The sequence below is a fragment of the Luteibacter rhizovicinus genome (assembly GCF_004342265.1).
In the GTDB taxonomy this organism is placed as follows: domain Bacteria; phylum Pseudomonadota; class Gammaproteobacteria; order Xanthomonadales; family Rhodanobacteraceae; genus Luteibacter; species Luteibacter rhizovicinus_B.
The window spans coordinates 1-21335 of record NZ_SMCS01000013.1; the positions used below are offsets into that span (position 1 = coordinate 1).

A 21335-nucleotide genomic window follows, 5' to 3' on the forward strand; every position below is an offset into this window, starting at 1 on the left:
GCCACCACCGGCTTCGGCTTGGCCAGCCCCTGCGGGCGGACGAACTGGCCGCTGCCGGTGACGATCTCCGGCGCCACCGCCACCCCGCCGTTACGCGGCGGATTGACCGGGCCCACCGCCAGCGACGGCGGCACCGGCTGCTCCGTCCCGGCGATCGCTTCGCGCTGTAAGGAACCATCGTCACGTGGTTGCGGCAAGGTCGCGCATCCGGCGAGGACGACCGCAAGCGCCGAGGCGCCGATCAGAGAACTTCTGAGCATGGAACAACGTACTCCCTCGTTGGTCGCGGCGCGCGCACCTCCCAGGCGGCGCGCCGATTCCCAACTCTACTGTAGGAGTATGACTTTGTGGGAACACGCATCCATCGCGTGCGAATGTAGGGTTAGTCCTGCGCCCATTCCGCGTGGAAGCTGCCCTTGTCGTCGATGCGCTCGAAGGTATGCGCACCGAAGAAGTCGCGCTGGGCCTGAATCAGGTTGGCCGGCAGCTGTTCGGCGCGATAGCTGTCGTAGTAGGCAACGGCCGCCGAAAACCCCGGAACCGGCACGCCGGCGCCGATCGCGGCCGTGACCACCTCGCGCAGCGCGGCCTGATATTCGTGAGCTATGTCACGAAAATAAGGATCGAGCAGCAGGTTCTTCAGCTTGCCGTCGTGCGCGTAAGCATCGGTGATCTTCTGCAGGAAGCGCGCGCGGATGATGCAGCCCGCACGGAAGATCTTCGCGATCGCGCCATAGTCGAGAGACCAGTCGTTCTCGTCGGAGGCGGCACGCAGCTGCGCAAATCCTTGCGCATAGGAAATGATCTTGCTCATGTACAACGCGCGGCGGACGGATTCGACGAAGGCCTTGCGGTCGCCGGCGAACTTTGTCGCTGCCGGCCCCTGCAACGTCTTGCTCGCGGCGACGCGCTCGTCTTTCATCGACGAAAGCACGCGTGCGAAGACCGATTCGGTGATGAGGGTCAACGGCACGCCCAGGTCGAGCGCGCTCTGGCTGGTCCACTTGCCCGTGCCCTTCTGCGCGGCGCGATCGACGATCATGTCGACGAGCATCTTGCCGGTCCGGTCATCCTTCTTGCGGAAAATCCTCGACGTAATCTCGATCAGATAACTATCGAGTTCGCCCTGATTCCACTCCGTGTAGACATCGGCCAGTTCGTCGTTCGACAGACCCAGCACGTTCTTGAGTACCGCGTAGCTTTCGGCGATCAGCTGCATGTCGCCGTATTCGATGCCGTTGTGCACCATTTTTACGTAATGGCCCGCGCCGCCCGGTCCGATGTAGACCACGCAAGGCTCGCCATCCGGCGCCTTCGCCGCGATTTCGGTAAGGATCGGCGCGACAAGATCGTACGCATCGCGCGGGCCGCCTGGCATGATCGACGGACCTTTCAGCGCGCCCTCTTCACCGCCGGACACGCCCGTGCCGATGAAGTGCAGGCCGCTCTTCGCCAGCTCCTCGCCGCGACGGACGGTGTCTTTGTAATAGGTGTTGCCGCCGTCGATGAGGATGTCGCCCTTGTCCAGCAGGGGCTTGAGCAATTCGATGGTGGCATCGGTGGCCTCGCCGGCCTTCACCATCAGCAGGATGCGCCGGGGCTTTTCCAGCGAATCGACGAACTCCTGCAACGTATAGGTCGGCACGAGCTTTTTGCCCGGGCTTTCGGCCATCACTTCCTCGGTCTTCTCGCGGCTGCGGTTGAAGATCGATACCGCATGTCCCCGGCTTTCGATGTTCCAGGCCAGGTTGCGGCCCATGACGGCCATGCCGATAACGCCGATCTGCTGCTTGCTCACAATGGGTTTCTCCAACGACTGATCTGAGGGGTGATCCGATAGATACCCGAGCGACATGGGGTCCGCGGACGGGAGCGCAACCGCCAGTATGCCCACGACGATGTCGAGGCGACTTGAACGAATCCGCCGCCGGGCAGCGATCCCTTGGACTAAAGGGTAGCGCCGTCGCACCGGGCGGCTCGGCTATCATGGGCGGCGAACAGACGCTGGACCTCAAGGACCAACAGATGGCATCGAACGACGTCAAGAAACAACCCCGCGACAAGCGCTACCCGTCCGCGCACGAAGCACTGGCCGGGCTGGTCGCCGATGGGCAGACCATCGCCGTCGGCGGCTTCGGTTTGTGCGGCATCCCCGAACTGCTGATCGAAGCGCTGCGCGATTCGGGCGTGCGCAACCTGACCGCGGTGTCCAACAACGCGGGCATCGACGGCGCGGGCCTTGGCCTGTTGCTGGAAACGCGCCAGATCCGAAAGATGGTGTCTTCTTACGTCGGCGAAAACCGCGAGTTCGAACGGCAGTACCTGGCCGGCGAGCTGGAAGTGGAATTCACCCCGCAGGGCACGCTCGCCGAAAAGCTGCGCGCCGGCGGCGCGGGCATCCCGGCTTTCTTCACCCGCACGGGCTACGGCACGCAGGTGGCCGAGGGCAAGGAAACGCGCGAATTCGACGGCCATATGTACGTGATGGAACATTCCATCCGCGCCGACGTGGCGCTGGTCAAAGCATGGAAGGCCGATCCGTCGGGCAACCTCGTGTTCCGCAAGACCGCCCGCAATTTCAATCCGATGGCGGCGACGGCCGGCAAGGTCTGCATCGCCGAAGTGGAAATCATGGTGGGCATCGGCGACCTCGATCCCGACCAGGTGCACACGCCGGGTATCTACGTGGACCGCATCGTCCACAACCCGAACCCGAGCAAGCGCATCGAACAGCGCACCGTGCGCGCCTGACCGCTAAGGAATCAAAGAGATGGCCTGGACCCGTGAACAGATGGCGCAGCGCGCCGCCCTTGAACTCTCCGACGGCGATTACGTCAACCTTGGCATCGGTTTGCCGACACTGGTCGCCAACCACCTGCCGGACGGCGTCGATGTCTGGCTGCAATCCGAAAACGGACTGCTCGGCATCGGCCCCTTCCCCACCGAGGACGAAGTGGATGCCGACCTCATCAATGCCGGCAAGCAGACCGTCACTGCCCGCCCCGGCGCATCGTTCTTCAGCAGCGCCGATTCGTTCGCGATGATTCGCGGCGGCCACATCGACATTTCGATCCTCGGCGCCATGCAGGTCACCTGCGAAGGCGACATCGCGAACTGGATGGTGCCCGGCAAGATGGTCAAAGGCATGGGCGGCGCGATGGATCTGGTCGCCGGCGTAAAGCGCGTGGTGGTCGTGATGGAACACAACGCGAAAGACGGCTCGCCGAAAATTCTGACCGAGTGCAACCTGCCGCTGACCGGCAAGGCCGTGGTCAACCGGATCATCACCGATCTGTGCGTGTTCGATGTGGACAGCGGCGGGTTGACGCTGATCGAGCTCGCGCCCGAGGTCGACGAGGCTAAGGTTCGCGACGCGACGGGGTGTTCGTTCCGGACGGCGTTGGCGGCCTGACTCCCGGCTTCCCCGCTCCGTAGGCTATCGCGCGCAGGCGCGCTCCCACAGAAAAGCGGGGTGCGCGCGCTCTTGATCTCTGTGGGAGCGCGCCTGCGCGCGATAGCCTACGGAGCAAGGAAGCGAGGGAGAGCGACGAAGACGCGAGATTCTCGAGCGCCAAAAAGAAAGTCGCCCCGCAGAGGACGCGTCAACATCGGCTTCGGGGGGGAGGATAGCCGGATGTTGCGGATTAGCGTCGATGCGGGGCGAGGGACCTACCGACCCAGGGGGAGGGGTTGGTGGTAGGCCGAGAAGAATATTATCCTCGATCCAAGTCCCGATCCAATATATATTTCGACCGATACTTATACGGTTTCCGACTATGTTCGATCTGCGGCAACTGCGTTATTTCGTCGAAGTGGCCGATACCCTGAGCTTTACTCAGGCGGCCCAGCGGCTACACATCTCGCAGCCGCCGCTTTCGCAGCAGATCCAGTCGCTGGAAAGCGACCTTGGGGTGCGCCTGTTCGACCGCACGAAGCGTCGGGTGGCACTGACCGAACCGGGCCGGCTTTTCCTGATCGAGGCCAGGGCGATCCTTTCACGGGCAGACGCCGCACGCGCCCTGGTAACCGAGGCTGCCGCCGGATTTACCGGCCATCTACGACTGGCCTATTCGGTTTCCGTATCATTCCATCCCGCGCTGCCGGAAACCTTGCTCCGTTTCACACAAGCCGCCCCCGGCGTCAGTGTCCAGTTGGGCGAGATGTATACCGGGGCCCAGTACGACGCCCTGCTGAGCGGCCAGATCGACGTGGGACTGCTGCGGGCCGAGCCCTCTGGCGTCGGCAATGCGCGGCAGCTGAACGTCGAAGTCATCGACCGCGAGCCGCTGGTCATCGCCATGCCCGCGGGGCACCGTCTCGCCAATCGTCCCTCGCTACGCATGTCGGAACTGGCAGGCGAACGTTTCATCGCGCAACCACGCATCCTGGCAGCCACCCTCTACGACCGCCTGATGCTGCTGGCCAGCAAGGCCCGTTTCCGGCCGAACATCCGCCAAGAGGCCCAGCTGGTCACCGCCTTGCTGCCCCTGGTGGCAGCGGGTCTCGGCCTCGCCCTGGTGCCCGGTTCGCTGCGGGTCGTCCATCTGGCGGGCGTCGCCTTCGTTCCCGTGGACGATCCCGACGCCAACCTCTTGCTTGCAGTAGCCAGTCGCGCGGACAATACATCCCCCGTGCTGGAAAGCTTTCTACGCACGGTCCGGGAATCGCGCGTGTCGTTAGGCTTGTGCTAAGTCGATGGCTAAGCTAGAATTCCGGTTTTCCCTCGTTCGTAGTTTTAGGAGCTGGCCGTGAAGGTGCTTTCCTCTTTGAAGTCCGCGAAGTCGCGTCACCGTGACTGCAAAGTCGTGCGCCGTCGCGGCAAAGTGTTCGTAATCTGCAAGAGCAATCCCCGTTTCAAGGCTCGTCAGCGCTAATTGCAGCTGCGACGGGTTTTAAAAGAAAAGGCCGCTTACGCGGCCTTTTTTATGGTCACAGCGACTCCCTGCTATCTCTGGTTTCTGGAACCAGAGAACAGAGCAATGCCACGGCTAGAACAACGCCGCCGCCTTGCTCAGTGCGATCCACACGCCGATCAGGAACGGGATGCCTACGGCCAGCCATGCCAGTACGCCGATGCCGCCGAATGATCCGCGCGCCGCATCCGCCACGCTGCTCTCGGTCGCCAGCGCTTCATGTTGCAGCGAACGCTCGTGGCGCAGCTCCTCGTCCGTCATGTGGTTCTTCGGATCGACCGGGCGAACCAGCAGATTGCAGATGAAGCCGACCAGCAGCAGTCCGGCCAGGATATAAAGCGTCCGGTCGTAAACGAGATTCTTCGCCACGCCCGCACCCAGTTGCGCCTCGCGCACGCCCGCGATCAAGACCGGCCCCACGACACCCGCCACCGACCACGCCGTCAACAGACGACCATGGATGGCGCCGACCATCTGCGTACCGAAGATATCCGCCAGATACGCCGGGACCGTCGCGAAGCCGCCGCCATACATCGACAGAATGATGCAGACGGTGGCAACGAACAGCGCCGCCATACCCAGATGCCCAAGAGTCGGCAGCAGGCAATAGAGCACGATGCCCAGCGCGAAGAAAATGAAGTACGTCGTCTTTCGGCCCAGATAATCCGACGCGGATGCCCAGGCCAGACGGCCAGCACTGTTGAAAAGACTAATGAGGCCGACCAGACCCGCCGCAGCCGCCGCGATCGCGGCTTTCTGCGCCACGGTGAGTGCGGATGCGTCGGTGACGCCCACGAGCCGCCCGCCAAATACGTCCTGCAACATCGGACTGGCCATGGAGATCACGCCGATACCGGCCGTGACGTTCATGCACAACACGCCCCACAGCAGCCAGAACTGCGGCGTTTTCCACGCCCGATTCAGATGCACGTGATGGGCGGAGATGAGACTGGACTTCGCGGCCGCCGGTGCGGGCGTCCATCCAGCGGGCTTCCAGCCGACAGGCGGAACGCGGAATCCGAATGCGCCCAGCGACATAGCGACGAAGTAAATCGCACCCATGCACATCAACGTGGTGGCGACACCGGGCACGTCGTTTACCTTGAAAACGTCCATGAGTTTCACGGCGATGGGCGCGCCGATCATCGCACCGCCGCCGTAACCCATGATCGCGAAACCCGTGGCAAGGCCACGCCGGTCGGGAAACCATTTGATCAGCGAGGATACCGGCGTGATATACCCCAACCCCTGCCCTACGCCGCCCAATAAGCCGCAGCCCAGATACACAAGCCACAACTGGTGGATGGCAACACCGATACCACCCAGCACCAGGCCGCCACCCCAGCACAACGCGGCGATGAAACCCGCCTTGCGCGGTCCGGCGTGCTCGAGCCAGCCACCCCAGATCGCGGCCGCCAGCCCGAGCATGGCGATGAAGGTTTCGAAAATATGATTGACCGACGGCACCGTCCAGTTGCAGCTTGTCGTGGTCAGCTGATCGATGAATCCCTGACTGGCGCAGACAGCTGCGTCGGCACCGGGCACCAGCTTCGTCATCGGCAACCAGAATACGGAGAACCCGTAAGCCATGCCGATGGATAGATGGATGGCCAGCGCCGCGGGCGGCACCAGCCAGCGATTAAACTTAGGACCCGCAATGGTGCGCTCGCGCGCGAGCAGACCCGGCGCCGCGTTGGCGCCTTCAGTGACGACCGACATGCTTACCCCCACCCATGAGAATGCCGTTGTTAGCGCATCTTAAGTGGGTTTGCCAGACATGCCACCCGACGATGGTCGAATGAGGGGCACTACAAGCCGCCGCACTCCCTAATTGCGAAGCTTCGGCGTCGACCCGTGGCGCATCCACGAGGCGATACTCATGCGCGGTACCGTGGCCGTCATGACTTCGTGCTCGATGTAGCGCGAAAGAAAAAGGACCAGCGTGCCCGCGACAGGCATGATGTCGCGAGGTGCCTCGCCATCGAAATACAGCCGGAGCGCACCGCCGTCGGCATCCAGCCAGTTCTCGTTGAGATAGAAAACCGTCGAGACGATTCTGGAAAAATCGTCGCCCGGGCAATCGAGATGACGCGAATATCCTGCCCCCGGCTCGTACAACGCGTAATGGGCTTCCACATCCGCCATCCGGACCATAAGCCCTCGCGAAAGAAAACGCCTCAGCGCATTCAGCCTCAGCAGATAGGCATGTTCTCCGGTCGAAAGACCGGTATCCCCCAACCATCGCGTATGGTCGCCCCGGCTCGGTCCATGCCGCGACTCCCTGGCGACGCCGGCGAGCTGGAGCCCGTCGGCATCGGCGAATCCCCTGCAGCTTGCCGCCAGCGATCGCGTTGTCGCCGGGTCGAGGAACCCCTCAATCGTGCACCAGCGACTGGCGATGAGGCTATCGATAACCGCATCGTCGAATGGTGCCGATAGCTGCATTGTGATTGTCCGTGCGCCACTTCGTCGAAGACACTCTTCAACGCCAGCGCGCCGCCCACCATACGCTATCGGGGGTAAGCGACGCGGTATCCGGCACCGCACGTATAAAAAGCACTACGGGGACGATCTCGCGTGCCTAGCCGCTCTCTGGGTAAGGACAGCCGTTGGGCGGCTCGTGTTGGCAGCGGCTTCGTCGGCTCACGCTCGTGCCTCGGGGAAGCCGCGACCGGGTTGGCCCTTGGGGCCTTCGGCGCCGTCCCTGCGGGAGCGGGCCGTAGTTCCGCTTTCGCTCCGTCACTAGGCATCGCGGCCCTCGGCTAAGGCGGCCCCAAGGGCCAACCCGGCCACGGCACCGTCGACTGCGGTTGGTTGTGGGGAGAGCGTGAGCCGAGCATGTGGATGGCGTGGACCGGCATGCGGTCGCCTATCCATGCGTCGACGCGATGCTTTCCCCCACGTGACCGCAGCATCCGGCAGAGCCGTCGGCCACCACCCTCGACGCGACTTGCGCAACCGAGCGCTGCGGGCGGACCAGGCCCGCAGGGGGCGGACCTGGACGGTCCGCCGTTTTTGCTGAGGCAAGGAGGCCGAATCAAAAACCCCCGCCCGCAGCGCGGGCGCGACGGGGCGCAGCCATCAGACACAAGCCGCGCAGCGGCTCTCCCTTCCCGAGCGACGGTGAAGCCGGAGCGTCGAGGGTGGTGGCCGACGGCTCTCCCCGAAGCGTCCGAGCGCGAAAGCGATGGCAAAGCCGAGCCGCCCCTCAAAAAGGCGTGAAGCAAAAAAAGGCCGCTTACGCGGCCTCTCTATATCGCCAAAACCACCGGATCAGGTGTAACGAACACCCGTGATTTCGTAATTCTTTACACCGTTGGGTGCGGTGAATTCGAAGCTGTCGCCTTCGTTCTTGCCGATGAGGGCACGGGCGATGGGCGACGACACTGCGATCAGCCGCTGCTTGATGTCGGCTTCGAGATCGCCAACGATCTGGTAGGTGACCTTGTCGCCCGAGTCTTCGTCTTCGAGATCGACGATCGCACCGAATACGACACGCTTGCCGGCACCGAGACGCTCGGTGTCGATCACTTCGGAATTGGACAGGCCGGCTTCCAGTTCGCTGATGCGTCCTTCGTTGAAACCGTGCATCTCGCGAGCCGCGTGGTACTCGGCGTTTTCCTTCAGGTCACCGTGCGCACGCGCCTCCGCGACAGCGGCGATGATCTCCTGACGCTTCGGGCCTTTCAGGAATTCGAGTTCCGTGCGCAGGCGCTCGGAACCCTTCTTGGTCATGGGAGGACGGCTCACGAGTGAAGCTCCTTGTGCAGTTCCTGCAGGCTGTTGACCTCGCCATTGGCGTGGAAGTCCAGAGAATGCACGAGGGCACGCGCACCGGCAACGGTCGTGGAATACGTCACACGCTGCTGGAGCGCTTCGCGACGGATGGAGAACGAATCGGCAATCGCCTGTTTGCCTTCCGTCGTATTGACGATATAGACGACATCGCCGTTCTTGATCAGATCGACGATGTGCGGACGACCTTCCAACACTTTGTTGATGCGCTCGCAGGCAACGCCGTTCTGCTTCAGGAACGCAGCCGTGCCTTCGGTCGCGACCAGCGCGTAACCGCGCTTGGCGACATCCTGGGCGATCGGCAGCAGGCGATCCTTGTCCGCGTCGCGCACCGACAGGAAGACCTTGCCCTTCGGCGGCGCCTTGATCCCGGCTGCCTCGTGACCGCGAGCGAACGCGGCACCGAACGTGCGGCCGACACCCATCACTTCGCCCGTCGAACGCATTTCGGGACCGAGGATCGGATCGACGTTCTGGAACTTCAGGAACGGGAAGATCGCTTCCTTCACCGAGTAGTACGACGGAATGATTTCCTTCGTCGTGCCCTGGTCGGCAAGCGTGCGGCCGGCCATGGCGCGCGCGGCGATCTTGGCGAGCGAGACGCCCGTCGCCTTGCACACGAACGGCACGGTACGCGAAGCGCGCGGATTCACTTCGAGGATGAACACGTCGTCGCCCTGAATGGCGAACTGGGTGTTCATCAGGCCGATGACCTTGAGCTCGCGGGCCAGCAATGTGACCTGGCGGCGCATCTCGTCCTGCACTTCCTGCGACAGCGAATACGGCGGCAGCGAGCAGGACGAATCGCCCGAGTGCACGCCGGCTTCTTCGATATGCTCCATGATGCCGCCGACAAGCACGTTGCCTTCCGCATCGGCGACGATGTCGACATCGACTTCGACCGCATGGTCGAGGAAGCGGTCGAGCAGCACCGGGGAATCGTTCGACACCTGCACGGCTTCGCGGATGTAACGCGACAGGTCGGCATCGTCGTAGACGATTTCCATGGCCCGGCCACCGAGCACGTAGCTCGGACGCACGACCAGCGGGTAACCGATCTCGCGCGCCAGAGTCAGCGCTTCGTCGGCATTGCGCGCCGTGCGGTTCGGCGGCTGCTTCAGCTTCACGCGTTCGATCAGCTGCTGGAAGCGCTCGCGATCTTCGGCCAGGTCGATCGAGTCGGCACTGGTGCCAATGACCGGCACGCCGGCGGCTTCGAGCGCACGCGCGAGCTTCAGCGGCGTCTGGCCGCCGTACTGCACGATGACGCCCTTCGGCTTCTCGAGGTCGACGATCTCAAGCACGTCTTCCAGCGTCAGCGGCTCGAAGTACAGGCGGTCGGAGGTGTCGTAATCGGTCGACACGGTTTCCGGGTTGCAGTTGACCATGATGGTCTCGAACCCATCCTCGCGCAGGGCGAGTGCCGCGTGTACGCAACAGTAGTCGAACTCGATACCCTGGCCGATGCGGTTCGGACCGCCGCCAAGCACGATGATCTTGTCGCGATTGGTCGGGTTGGCCTCGCACTCTTCCTCGTACGTGGAAAACATGTACGCGGTGGTGGTGGCGAACTCAGCGGCGCACGAGTCGACGCGCTTATAGACAGGGCGCACGCCGAGCGTGTGGCGAAGACGACGGACAGCGGCTTCGTCGGTACTCGCCAGTTCGGCAAGGCGCGCATCGGAGAAGCCCATACGCTTGAGTTCGCGCATGCGCGGCTCGTCGAGCGAGGTCACGCCCTGGCGCTGGACTTCACCTTCGGTCATCACGATGTCTTCGAACGCGGCGAGGAACCAGGGATCGATGCGCGTAAGGTCGTGGACTTCCTGCAGGCTCAGGCCCGCGCGGAAAGCGTCCGCGACATGGAATACACGGTCCGGACGCGGTTCGCGCAGTTCGCGCTTGAGTGTCTGGAATCCTTCTTCGCTACCGATATCGAGACCGGTCGGGTTGAGACCGGTCTTGCCGATTTCCAGACCGCGAAGTGCCTTCTGCAGCGATTCGTGGAAGGTGCGGCCCATGGCCATCACTTCGCCGACCGACTTCATCTGCGTGGTGAGGCGCGCATCGGCGGCCGGGAACTTCTCGAACGCGAAGCGCGGAATCTTGGTAACGACGTAGTCGATGGACGGTTCGAACGACGCCGGTGTGAGACCGCCCGTGATGTCGTTCTTCAGTTCGTCCAGCGTGTAGCCGACGGCGAGCTTCGCGGCGACCTTGGCGATCGGGAAACCGGTGGCCTTCGAAGCCAGCGCCGACGAACGCGACACGCGCGGATTCATCTCGATGACCACGACGCGCCCGTCTTCGGCATTGATGCCGAACTGGACGTTGGAACCGCCGGTGTCGACGCCGATCTTGCGCAGCACCGCGATGGATGCGTTACGCAGGCGCTGGTATTCCTTGTCCGTAAGCGTCTGTGCCGGCGCGACCGTGATCGAGTCGCCCGTGTGCACGCCCATCGGATCGAAGTTTTCGATCGAGCACACGATGATGCAGTTGTCCGCGCTGTCGCGGACCACTTCCATCTCGAATTCCTTCCAGCCCAGCACCGATTCCTCGACGAGGACTTCGTGCACGGGCGAGAGCTCGAGACCGCGACCGATGATCTCGACGAATTCTTCCTTGTTGTAAGCGATGCCGCCGCCCGAGCCGCCGAGCGTGAAGCTCGGACGGATGATCGTCGGATAGCCGACCGTCGTCTGGATTTCGAGCGCCTGCTCCATCGAGCGCGCCACGCCGGCCTTCGGACATTCCAGGCCGATCTCGGCCATGGCCTTGCGGAACAGGTCGCGGTCCTCGGCCATGCGGATGGCGTCGCGCGATGCGCCGATCAGTTCGACGTTGTACTTGTCGAGCACGCCGTTGTCGGCAAGGTCGAGCGCGCAGTTGAGACCGGTCTGGCCGCCCATCGTCGGGAGCACCGCATCCGGGCGCTCCTTCGCGATGATGCGCTCGACGGTCTGCCAGTTGATCGGCTCGATGTACACCGCGTCGGCGGTGTCCGGGTCGGTCATGATCGTCGCCGGGTTCGAATTGACCAGGACGACGCGATAACCCTCTTCGCGCAGCGCCTTGCAAGCCTGGGCGCCGGAGTAATCGAACTCGCAGGCCTGACCGATGACGATCGGACCGGCGCCGATGACGAGGATGGTTTTTAGATCTGAGCGCTTTGGCATGGGTTTCTCGCTTTCGCAGGCGTTGGGATCAGCGGGTGGCCGCGAGGCCACCCGGGCGGCAAGGCGGCGTCAGGACGCCTTCGTCTTGCCGTGCTGCTCCATCGAGGCAATGAACTGGTCGAACAGGTAATCGAGGTCCTGCGGACCCGGACTCGCTTCCGGATGGCCCTGGAAACAGAAGGCCGGCCGGTCGGTAAGTGCGAAGCCCTGCAGGGAACCGTCGAACAACGAGGTATGCGTGACGCGCACGTTCGCCGGCAGGGTCGACGCGTCGACCGCGAAGCCATGGTTCTGCGAGCTGATCAGCACGCGGCCACTGTCGTGATCCTTCACCGGATGATTCGCGCCGTGATGGCCGAATTTCATCTTCAGCGTCGTCGCGCCAAGCGCCAGCGCCATGATCTGGTGACCCAGGCAGATGCCGAAGAGCGGCAACCTGGTTTCCAGAATCTCGCGCGTGGCGTCGATGGCGTAGTCGCACGCGGCCGGATCGCCCGGGCCGTTGGCGAGAAACACGCCATCCGGATTCATGGCGAGGACGTCTTTCGCGGGCGTCTGGGCGGGCACGACCGTAATGTCGCAGCCGCGGCTGGCGAGCAGACGCAGGATGTTCTGCTTCACGCCGAAGTCGTAGGCCACCACGCGAAAGCGCTTGGGCGCGTTGTAGAAGGCCGTCTTGTCGAGGTCGTACACACCTTCGGACCACTGGAAGGTCTTCGTGGTGCTGACGACTTTCGCGAGGTCCATGCCATTCAGGCCCGGGAAGGCGCGAGCCTTCGCCAGCGCGGCCTCGGCATCGATGCTCTCGCCGGCGACGATGCAGCCGGCCAGCGCGCCCTTCTCGCGAAGGATGCGGGTAAGGCGACGGGTGTCGATGCCGGCAATGGCGACGATGTCCTGACGCTGGAGATACGCGGGTAGCGGCTCGACGCTGCGCCAGTTACTGGCCAGGCGCGGCACGTCGCGCACGATCAGGCCCGCCGCATGGACGCGGTCGGACTCGACGTCGACCGGATTCGTCCCGGTGTTGCCGATATGTGGATAGGTAAGGGTAACGATCTGGCGCGAGTAGGAGGGGTCCGTGAGGATCTCCTGGTAACCGGTCATGGAAGTGTTGAAAACCACTTCGCCGACGGTTTCACCGTGGGCACCGACCGCGTGGCCGTGGAACACGCTGCCATCTTCGAGGGCAAGCAGAGCGGGAGTACGCATGAGAAAGGCCGCCTTCAGGTGCAGCAAGGTCCGCAAGCCAGCGTTAAGCGGCTCGTGGACCTTGGGGATAAGGATCGTGGGCGGGACAGAATGATAGGCGTAGCGGGCCTTTCTGTCCACCGTTACCGTTGCGTTGCAGCAACAATTATTACAGTGAGCGGTGCCACGGACGATACGCTGTAACACGGATACAATGAACGCAACGACACATTCCGAAGATACCGACCCCATGCTGCTCGATCCCGCCCGCCTGGACCGCTCCGACACCGACGTCCGCAGCGAGCCCTTTCCGTTCATGATCGCGCACGGCCAGTTACCCGACGATGCGCGCAGTGACCTGGAGCGCGATTTCCCGCAGTACACCAGTGCCGGCTTCTTTCCCTACGACGCCAGCGACTGCGGCCCCTCGGTGAACGAGCTGGTCGAGCAGATGAGCTCCCCGGCCTTCGCCGCGGCCATCGGCCGGCACCTGGGTATCGAGAACCTGGGCCAGTACCCGACCCTGATCACCCTTTGCAAACTGCTGAACCGGCGCCACGGCACCATCCACACCGACAGCAAGTCGAAGGTGGCCACGGCGCTGATCTATCTGAACCAGCAGTGGCCCGATACCAGCGACGGCTGCCTGCGCTTCCTGCGCGGCATCGACAACATCGACGACATCGTCGCCCCCGAGCTGAAACCCCTGTTCGGCGAGTTCGCCGTCTTCCGCCGCACCGAAAATTCCTTCCACGGGCACCTCCCTTACGAAGGCGAGCGACGCGTCATCCAGGTCGCGTGGCTCACCAGCGAAGAGGAAAAGCTGCGCAAGACCAAACGCGGCAAGTTCTCGCGGGTTTTCAAGAAGATCTTCGGCAAGTGGGATCGCAGGCTGGGAGCGGGCCGGGACCGGAGCGCTTCGCATAAGGATTAACGCAGCACGCCATCCCTTGCAGGAGCCCGCTTACCGGCTCCTGCAAGGCGCGTCTCGCTTTGCTATGTCGTGAAATGCCAGGCCACGTAGGCAGCGAACACGCCGTACAGCAAACCGATGGGCATCAGCCAGCGCGCGCTCACATCGCCGCGGCGGAACATGATCCAGAGGAAGACAACCGCGACGCCGGTAATCGCGCCCGCAACGATCAGCGGCGCATCGAATAGCCAGGGCGTGGCGAACAGGGCGAGCGAACTCGGGATCGTCGCCTGGATCATCATCGCGCCGGAAATATTGGCAAGCGCCAACCGCTCCTTGCCCTGACGCACCCAGATCAACGCGTTGACGGTTTCCGGAAGCTCCGTGGCAACCGGGCTGAGCACCAGCGCCACCAGATGCGGCGACAGTGCGAACGCCTCGCCGATGGCCTCCAGTTGCCCCACGAACGTGCGCGAGGCGATGGCGATCACGACCAGTGAGAGAAGGGTCTGCGTCGCCACCCACGCCATGCTGGGATCCAGCACACCGGGGCGGAACTTCAGGGGCTCCAGGTCTTCCTCGCCTTCCGGCGCACTGTCGTCGTCGCGCATCTCCCGCCACACGTACAGACCGTACGAGGCGATGAACAACACGCCGAGCCAGGGTTTCCACGCGAACGCCACCAGACCCAGGCCCACCTTCACGACGAAGATGCCGAGAAACCAGGACTGATCGCGCGCGAGACGCTTGTGGTCGACACGGATGCGATCGTCGGCGCGCTTCAGCCGCCGCTGGTTGAGGAACAGTGCGAAGCCGACCACCGCATAGGCGATGGTTGCCAGGACCAGCGGGCCGCCCAATGCCGCACCGACGCCGATGTCTTTCGCTTCCGGCGTTTTGCCGAACATCACGGCAACGAAAGTCACCGCGCTTTCAGGCAATGCCGTACCGAAGGCGGCCAGAACGGTACCTGTCGCGGTGGCGCCAAGGCTGAGCTTGCGCCCGAACCATTCGACGCCGTTCACGAAGTACTCGCAGGCGAAATAAATCGCGCCCGCGGAAACGAGAAAGAGGAAACATGTCAGAAGCATGCGTTTGTCTGAGCCGGGCGAGCGTTTACCGATGGCGCAACGACACCGCTCGCCCGGCTCGGGTGAGCATGTCGATGGCCAAAGGTCTCGCCGGGCAGACCGTCACCGAAGTGACGATTACCGTTCGCACCATGGGGCACAAGGCCGCCAAGTCTGTTGACGCGAACTCCTCAGGGGGAACGAGGATGGCTACTCCCCAATGACATCGGGGCGGAGTCTAGCACGGAGTCCGGCTACCCGCCTTCTGTAGGAGCGACCTCGTGCCTTATATCTTCGAGGCGATCACATCGTCGATCGACCATGCGCCCGGTGCGCGGCCGGCGATCCAGGCTGCGGATTCCAGCGCGCCGCGGGCGAAGATCGAACGATCCGTCGCGCGATGCGACAGCTCCACGCGCTCGCCCTGCCCCATGAGCATCGCGGTGTGTTCGCCGACGATGTCGCCGCCACGGACGACGGCGAAGCCGATCGTGCCGACCTCACGCGCGCCGGGACGACCTTCGCGTGCGTAGACGGCCAGTTCGTCCAGCGTCGCGCCGCGTGCCGCTGCCGCGGCTTCGCCGAGCGCCAGCGCGGTGCCCGAGGGAGCATCTTCCTTACGCCCATGATGAGCTTCGACGATATCGAGATCCCAGCTCCTGAGTGCCGACGCGGCTTCTTTCAGCAGACGGGTAAGAACGGCAACGCCAAGACTGAAATTGGCGGCACGCAATACGGCGATGCGCTCGGCGGCCTTGGTCAGCCGCTGATCCAGTTCGCCGTCGAGGCCGGTGGTGCCGGTGACCAGCGCGATACCGTGGGCCTCGCAATGATCGAGCGCGGCAGCGAGACCCGCCGGACCGCTGAAATCGATGACGACATCGATAGCCGGTGCCGAGGCCCAGCCGGAAACGAAACGCAGCTGATGAACCGCGTCGAGGAAAACGGGCTTGCCGGCATGAACGGAATCCGGCGTGACCGTGGCATGCACCAGTTCGAACCGCGCATCGTCGCGCACGAGGGACAGCAATGCCGTCCCCATGCGTCCGGAGGCGCCGCTGATGGCGAGACGTAGGGCACGGGTCATGCGGGGAACTCCGGGATCAAACGCGCATGCTAACAAGAGTGCCGCGCCATCGCTCTTTTGTGCAGGAGAGCGACGGCGTTGGCGATCAACCCGTAACGCGCGACCAGAACTGCTTGACGCCATCGATGAAGGTCGTCGAGCGTGGCGTGTGCTTGCCCGCCTCGGCACCGTCGAACGTGGCTTCCAGCTGTTGCAGCAGCTCGCGCTGTTCCTTCGTCAGCCGTACTGGCGTCTCGACCACGACCGTGCAGATGAGATCGCCCGTACGGCCGCCCCGCACCGACTTCACGCCGCGCCCGCGCAGACGGAACTGATGTCCGGTCTGGGTTTCGGGCGGCACGTTGATCGCGATGTCGCCTTCCAGCGTCGGCACGTTCAGGTCGGTACCCAATGCGGCCTGCGCGAAACGGATCGGTACTTCGCAGTAAAGATCGCTGCCATCGCGCTGGAAGATGGCGTGCTCGCGCACGCGCACTTCCACGTAGAGATCGCCCGCCGGCGAACCCGCCGGACCGGCTTCGCCCTGCCCCGTCAGACGGATGCGGTCACCGTTGTCGACGCCCGCGGGAATACGCACCGACAGCGTGCGCGACTCTTCGAGCCGGCCTTCGCCATGGCACTTCTTGCAGGGCTTCTCGATGGCCTGGCCACTGCCGTGGCACGTGGGACATGCCTGCTGGATGGAAAAGATGCCGTTCTGCATGCGCACGCGGCCGTGACCGTGGCACGTGCTGCACGTACGCACTTTTCCGTCTTCCGATCCGGTGCCGTTGCAGTGCTGGCAGTTGACCTGGGTGGGCACGTCGATCTTCTTCTCGACGCCGAACACGGCTTCTTCGAGATCGAGATCCATGATGTAGCGAAGATCGGAACCGCGACGCGCGCGCTGCCGGCCGCCGCCACCGCCGAAGATGTCGCCAAACATATCGCCGAAGATATCGCCGACGTCGCCGAACCCGGCGCCACCGCCACGACCGAAGCCACCGCCTTCGAACGCGGCGTGGCCGTACTGGTCGTATGCCGCGCGCTTCTGCGCATCGGCAAGGATTTCGTAGGCCTCTTTGGCTTCCTTGAATTTTTCCTGCGCGCCCGGATCGTCCGGGCAGCGGTCAGGATGACACTTCATCGCAATGCGACGAAACGACTTCTTGAGCTCGACCTCGGTGACCGAACGTTCGACCCCAAGGATTTCGTAGTAATCGCGCTTGCTCATTTGCTTTTCAACCGGTCGCAACGCGACATTCCCTGCCTCCAAAAAACGCGCGGACCCACGAGGCCCGCGCGGATTCTACTTATTGCTCAGCATTCATGCTTCACGGACTTATTTCTTGTCGTCCTTGACTTCCGTGAACTCGGCATCGACCACGTCGTCCGGCTGAGCCGAACCGCCGCCCGGTGCCGACTGGTGCCCGGTGTCGGGTTCCGCACCGCCGGACTGCGCCGCGGCGTAAAGCGCCTGGGCAACTTGCTCGAGGTTGGCGATCTTCGCCTCGATGGCCGACTTGTCGTCGGTGTCCTTCACCTTCTCGAGTTCCGAGACGGCGCTGTCGATGCTGGCGAGCTGCTCGGCCGGGATCTTGCCGCCGTGCTCCTTGAGCTGGCTGCGCGTACCGTGGACGAGCTGGTCGGCCTTGTTGCGCACCGAGACCAGTTCCTGGAACTTCTTGTCTTCTTCGCGATTCGCTTCCGCGTCCTCGACCATCCGCTTGATCTCGTCCTCGGTAAGGCCCGAACCGGACTTGATCTCGACTTTCTGCTCCTTGCCGGTCTTCTTGTCCTTGGCCGACACGTGGATGATGCCGTTGGCGTCGATGTCGAAGGTGACTTCGACCTGCGGCATGCCACGCGGCGCGGCGTCGATGCCGGTGAGATCGAACTTGGCCAGCGACTTGTTGAACCGGGCCTGGTCGCGCTCACCCTGCAGCACGTGCACGGTCACCGCGGTCTGGTTGTCGTCGGCCGTGGAGAAGGTCTGCGATGCCTTGGTCGGAACCGTCGTGTTCTTCTCGATCAGCTTGGTGAACACGCCACCCATCGTTTCGATACCCAGCGACAGCGGAGTCACGTCGAGCAGCAGCACGTCCTTGACCGTACCGCCCAGCACGCCGCCCTGGATCGCGGCGCCGACAGCGACGGCTTCATCCGGATTGACGTCCTTGCGCGGCTCTTTGCCGAAGAAGTCCTTCACCGCTTCCTGCACCTTGGGCATGCGGGTCTGACCGCCGACCAGCAGCACTTCGTCGATGTCCGACACGCGCAGGCCGGCGTCGTTCAGCGCGGTGCGGCACGGCTCGACAGTGCGCTTGACGAGGTCTTCCACCAGCGATTCCAGCTTGGCGCGGGTCAGCTTGATGTTCAGATGCTTCGGGCCCGACGCGTCCGCCGTGACGTACGGCAGGTTGACGTCGGTCTGGTGCGACGAGGACAGTTCGATCTTCGCGCGCTCGGCGGCGTCCTTCAGACGCTGTAGTGCCAGCGGGTCCTGGCGCAGGTCGATGCCCTGCTCCTTCTTGAATTCCTCGACGAGATAGTCGATGACCTTGACGTCGAAATCTTCGCCGCCCAGGAAGGTGTCGCCATTGGTGGCAAGCACTTCGAACTGCTTCTCGCCATCGACTTCCGCGATCTCGATGATCGACACGTCGAACGTGCCGCCGCCCAGATCGTAAACCGCGATCTTGCGGTCTTTGTTGTCTTTCTTGTCGATGCCATAGGCCAGCGCGGCCGCGGTCGGCTCGTTGATGATGCGCTTGACGTCGAGGCCCGCGATCCGGCCCGCGTCCTTGGTCGCCTGGCGCTGGCTGTCGTTGAAGTAGGCCGGCACCGTGATGACCGCCTCGGTGACGGGCTCGCCAAGATAGTCCTCGGCGGTCTTCTTCATCTTCATCAGGACCTTCGCGGAGATTTCCGAAGGCGGCATCTTTTTACCGTCGGACGTTTCCACCCACGCGTCGCCGTTGTCGTGCGCAACGATCTTGTAGGGAACGATCTTGATATCTTTCTGCACTTCGGCGTCGGTGAACTTGCGACCGATGAGGCGCTTCACCGCGTAGAAGGTGTTCTTGGGATTGGTCACGCCCTGGCGCTTGGCCGGCGCGCCGACCAGAACTTCACCATCCTTCGTAAAGGCGATGATGGACGGCGTGGTGCGATCGCCTTCCGAGTTTTCGATGACGCGTGCGGTCGAACCTTCCATCACTGCGACGCAGGAGTTGGTCGTACCGAGGTCGATGCCGATGATCTTGGCCATGTCACGTTGCTCCAAAAATTTTATGCGGCCCCCGCGGCCGCGACTGGTTTCTAGGTGGGGCTAGGCCCCAATGTTTCAATACTTTTCAGACACTGCGGCGCTGCATGAGGAACGCGCGCCGGGTATCCGTTCAGTCGGCGTCTTTCGCTACGACGACCAGTGCCGGACGCAGCAAACGGTCATTCAGGACGAAACCCTTCTGCAGAACGCTGACCACGGTTCCGGGAGCGTGCTCGTTCGAATCGATCGCCTGGATCGCCTGGTGATGCTCCGGGTTGAACGCCTGGTGCAACGGGCTGACGATCTTCAGACCATGGCCATCGGCCACCTTGTTCAACGCCTGCAGCGTCAGTTCGATGCCATGGCGCATTTTATCCAGATCGCTGTTTTCCACCGCCAGCCCGCTATACAGGGCGTCGTACACCGGCAATAGTTCGCTCAACAGCTTTTCGTTGGCGAATCGACGCGCCTGGTCCAGGTCCCGCTGCAAACGGCGGCGCTGGTTCTCCAGTTCGGCGCGTTCGCGCAGCACCGTCTCGCGCATCTGGCCGAGTTCGGCTTCCGCCGCGGCGAGCTTTCCGGTAAGGGCATCGAACTCAGCGGCTAGTTCGTCGCCTGGCAAGGTACCTTCCTGCACCGGTTCGGGCGCGTGGGATTCGTTGTTCTGCATGTGGACTCCAAACGTCAGCTACTTAGACCCGATCCTTCAGGATGGGCCGATGTTTGCGGAAAAATCCGCCTCCCGGGGCGGTTTATGAGGTCGCAGCCGCGCGATTCAAGGCGTCGCTGAGCAGTCCGGCTGTCGCCTGGACCACCGGAATGACGCGCTCATATGCCATACGCGTCGGTCCAATAACTCCGATCGCGCCAAGCATGCGGCCGCCTGCGCCGTAAGTGGCTGTAACCACACTGCACCCGTCGAGGGCGGAGAAACCCGATTCTTCACCGATGAAAAGTCGGACACCCGGTGCCTTGACGCACATTTCCATCAGCTGAAGCATGTCGCGCTTTTGCTGGAAAGCGTCGAATAGATCGCGAAGCCGCTCGATATCGGCAAGTTCGGAATAACCCATCAGATTCGTCTGACCGCTGACGAGGACGTCGTCGCCCTCGCCATCGGACGCGAACGAGGCCGAGGCCAGCTCGACCGTGCTGGCCAGCAGGCTGTTGAGCTGGCTGCCCGCCTCGCGCAGTTCGATAAGCAGGTGGGCGCGGATGTCCGCCAGGCGGAATCCGGCGAACTGGCTGTTGAGGTAGTTGGCGGTCTGCTCGAGCTCGCCCGCCTCGATCGGCTTGGTCAGCTGGACCACCCGGTTCTGCACCTGATTGTCCGAAAAGACGAGGATCACGAGCACCCGCGCGTCGGGCAGACCGACGAAGTCGATGTGCCGCAGCGGAAAGTCCGCCTGGCGCGGCACGGAAACCACGCCCGCGAAGCGCGTCATCGCCGACAGCAGGTTGGACGCATTGCCCACGAGATCGCGCGTACTGGTCTGGTGGGGCGGCAGTTCGCGCTGGAGGAAAGCCATGTCCTCGCGCGCCAGCGGCTTCAGCTCCAGAAGGCTGTCGACGAACAGACGTAGCCCGCGCGGCGTGGGGATTCGGCCTGCCGACGTGTGCGGCGAGGCCACCAGCCCCGCCTCTTCCAGGTCGGCCATGATGTTGCGAATGGTGGCAGGACTGACCTCCAGCCCCGACGACCGGGCCAGCGTCCGCGACCCGACCGGCTCGCCATCGGACAGATACTGGGCGATCAGCGACCGCAGCAGCTGTCGCGCGCGAGCATCGATGTCGTGACCTTGGAACGGATTCATGCGCGAGGCGGCCGGTGAGATGTCCAGTTATGCCGCTATGAATAAGGTCTGGCAACGCAGGTTGCAAGTCCGACGCACGCTGTCGCGATTCCTGCGACTCGCAGCCGCTACAATCGCCGGCGT

General features: G+C 63.4%; 17 protein-coding genes, 1 pseudogene and 1 riboswitch. Of the genes and pseudogenes, 5 read left to right on the forward strand and 13 right to left on the reverse strand.

What is annotated here, in order from left to right:
- Nucleotides 1-260 (reverse strand): annotated as a pseudogene (locus EC912_RS18930) (type II secretion system secretin GspD); the annotation flags it as partial.
- A gap of 122 nt (nt 261-382) precedes the next feature.
- Nucleotides 383-1798, reverse strand: coding sequence for an NADP-dependent phosphogluconate dehydrogenase (gndA, locus tag EC912_RS18935; RefSeq protein ID WP_132147562.1), 1416 nt, complete (start codon nt 1796-1798; stop codon nt 383-385).
- Between the two features lie 227 nt (nt 1799-2025).
- On the opposite strand from gndA, the gene EC912_RS18940 reads away from it, so the two are divergent.
- The 4 genes from EC912_RS18940 to ykgO all read left to right on the forward strand — a co-directional run bounded on the left by EC912_RS18940 (nt 2026) and on the right by ykgO (nt 4874).
- The gene (locus EC912_RS18940) at nt 2026-2751 is read left to right on the forward strand and encodes a CoA transferase subunit A (protein ID WP_132147661.1); all 726 of its coding nucleotides are present in this window, start codon (nt 2026-2028) and stop codon (nt 2749-2751) included.
- 19 nt (nt 2752-2770) lie between these two features.
- Nucleotides 2771-3412: a 3-oxoacid CoA-transferase subunit B gene (locus tag EC912_RS18945; protein ID WP_132147565.1), complete on the forward strand. Its 642-nt coding sequence runs from the start codon at nt 2771-2773 to the stop codon at nt 3410-3412.
- A gap of 364 nt (nt 3413-3776) precedes the next feature.
- Nucleotides 3777-4691, forward strand: a complete 915-nt coding sequence (locus tag EC912_RS18950; RefSeq protein WP_132147568.1) for a LysR family transcriptional regulator — start codon at nt 3777-3779, stop codon at nt 4689-4691.
- A 57-nt stretch (nt 4692-4748) separates the two neighbouring features.
- Nucleotides 4749-4874 carry a type B 50S ribosomal protein L36 gene (ykgO, locus tag EC912_RS18955; RefSeq protein WP_029213509.1) on the forward strand — a complete coding sequence of 42 codons (126 nt, stop codon included), beginning with the start codon at nt 4749-4751 and terminating at the stop codon, nt 4872-4874.
- A gap of 114 nt (nt 4875-4988) precedes the next feature.
- Here the strand turns inward: ykgO and EC912_RS18960 are convergent, their stop codons facing one another.
- From EC912_RS18960 to carA, 5 genes are all read right to left on the reverse strand, one after another.
- Entirely contained in the window at nt 4989-6632 is a 1644-nt protein-coding gene (locus EC912_RS18960) for an OFA family MFS transporter (RefSeq protein WP_132147571.1), read from the reverse strand.
- 108 nt (nt 6633-6740) lie between these two features.
- Nucleotides 6741-7358: a 2OG-Fe(II) oxygenase gene (locus EC912_RS18965; protein ID WP_132147574.1), complete on the reverse strand. Its 618-nt coding sequence runs from the start codon at nt 7356-7358 to the stop codon at nt 6741-6743.
- 828 nt (nt 7359-8186) lie between these two features.
- Nucleotides 8187-8663 (reverse strand): transcription elongation factor GreA, encoded by a 477-nt coding sequence (greA, locus tag EC912_RS18970; protein WP_132147577.1) that lies wholly within the window; start codon nt 8661-8663, stop codon nt 8187-8189.
- Nucleotides 8660-11887 carry a carbamoyl-phosphate synthase large subunit gene (gene carB / locus EC912_RS18975; RefSeq protein WP_132147580.1) on the reverse strand — a complete coding sequence of 1076 codons (3228 nt, stop codon included), beginning with the start codon at nt 11885-11887 and terminating at the stop codon, nt 8660-8662. The genes greA and carB overlap by 4 nt, the downstream gene beginning before the upstream one ends.
- A 69-nt stretch (nt 11888-11956) precedes the next feature.
- On the reverse strand, nt 11957-13099 hold the full coding sequence (gene carA / locus EC912_RS18980; RefSeq protein ID WP_132147583.1) for a glutamine-hydrolyzing carbamoyl-phosphate synthase small subunit: 1143 nt from the start codon (nt 13097-13099) through the stop codon (nt 11957-11959).
- Between the two features lie 193 nt (nt 13100-13292).
- Here carA and EC912_RS18985 point away from each other — a divergent pair, with 193 nt between their 5' ends.
- Nucleotides 13293-14012, forward strand: a complete 720-nt coding sequence (locus EC912_RS18985; RefSeq protein WP_243649356.1) for a 2OG-Fe(II) oxygenase family protein — start codon at nt 13293-13295, stop codon at nt 14010-14012.
- 62 nt (nt 14013-14074) lie between these two features.
- On the opposite strand, the gene EC912_RS18990 is transcribed toward EC912_RS18985, so the two are convergent.
- The 6 genes from EC912_RS18990 to hrcA all read right to left on the reverse strand — a co-directional run bounded on the left by EC912_RS18990 (nt 14075) and on the right by hrcA (nt 21212).
- Nucleotides 14075-15082 (reverse strand): sodium:calcium antiporter, encoded by a 1008-nt coding sequence (locus EC912_RS18990; RefSeq protein WP_132147586.1) that lies wholly within the window; start codon nt 15080-15082, stop codon nt 14075-14077.
- 108 nt (nt 15083-15190) lie between these two features.
- Nucleotides 15191-15292: riboswitch (yybP-ykoY riboswitch) on the reverse strand.
- 55 nt (nt 15293-15347) lie between these two features.
- Nucleotides 15348-16148 carry a 4-hydroxy-tetrahydrodipicolinate reductase gene (gene dapB / locus EC912_RS18995; RefSeq protein ID WP_132147589.1) on the reverse strand — a complete coding sequence of 267 codons (801 nt, stop codon included), beginning with the start codon at nt 16146-16148 and terminating at the stop codon, nt 15348-15350.
- 85 nt (nt 16149-16233) lie between these two features.
- Entirely contained in the window at nt 16234-17361 is a 1128-nt protein-coding gene (gene dnaJ, locus EC912_RS19000; protein WP_132147592.1) for a molecular chaperone DnaJ, read from the reverse strand.
- A gap of 108 nt (nt 17362-17469) precedes the next feature.
- Complete coding sequence (dnaK, locus tag EC912_RS19005) at nt 17470-19398, reverse strand: molecular chaperone DnaK (RefSeq protein WP_132147595.1); 1929 nt, start codon at nt 19396-19398, stop codon at nt 17470-17472.
- Nucleotides 19399-19528: 130 nt separating this feature from the next.
- A complete protein-coding gene (grpE, locus tag EC912_RS19010; protein WP_132147598.1) occupies nt 19529-20068 on the reverse strand; it encodes a nucleotide exchange factor GrpE in 540 nt (179 codons plus the stop codon).
- Between the two features lie 82 nt (nt 20069-20150).
- Nucleotides 20151-21212, reverse strand: coding sequence for a heat-inducible transcriptional repressor HrcA (gene hrcA / locus EC912_RS19015; protein ID WP_132147601.1), 1062 nt, complete (start codon nt 21210-21212; stop codon nt 20151-20153).
- Nucleotides 21213-21335: the final 123 nt, after the last annotated feature.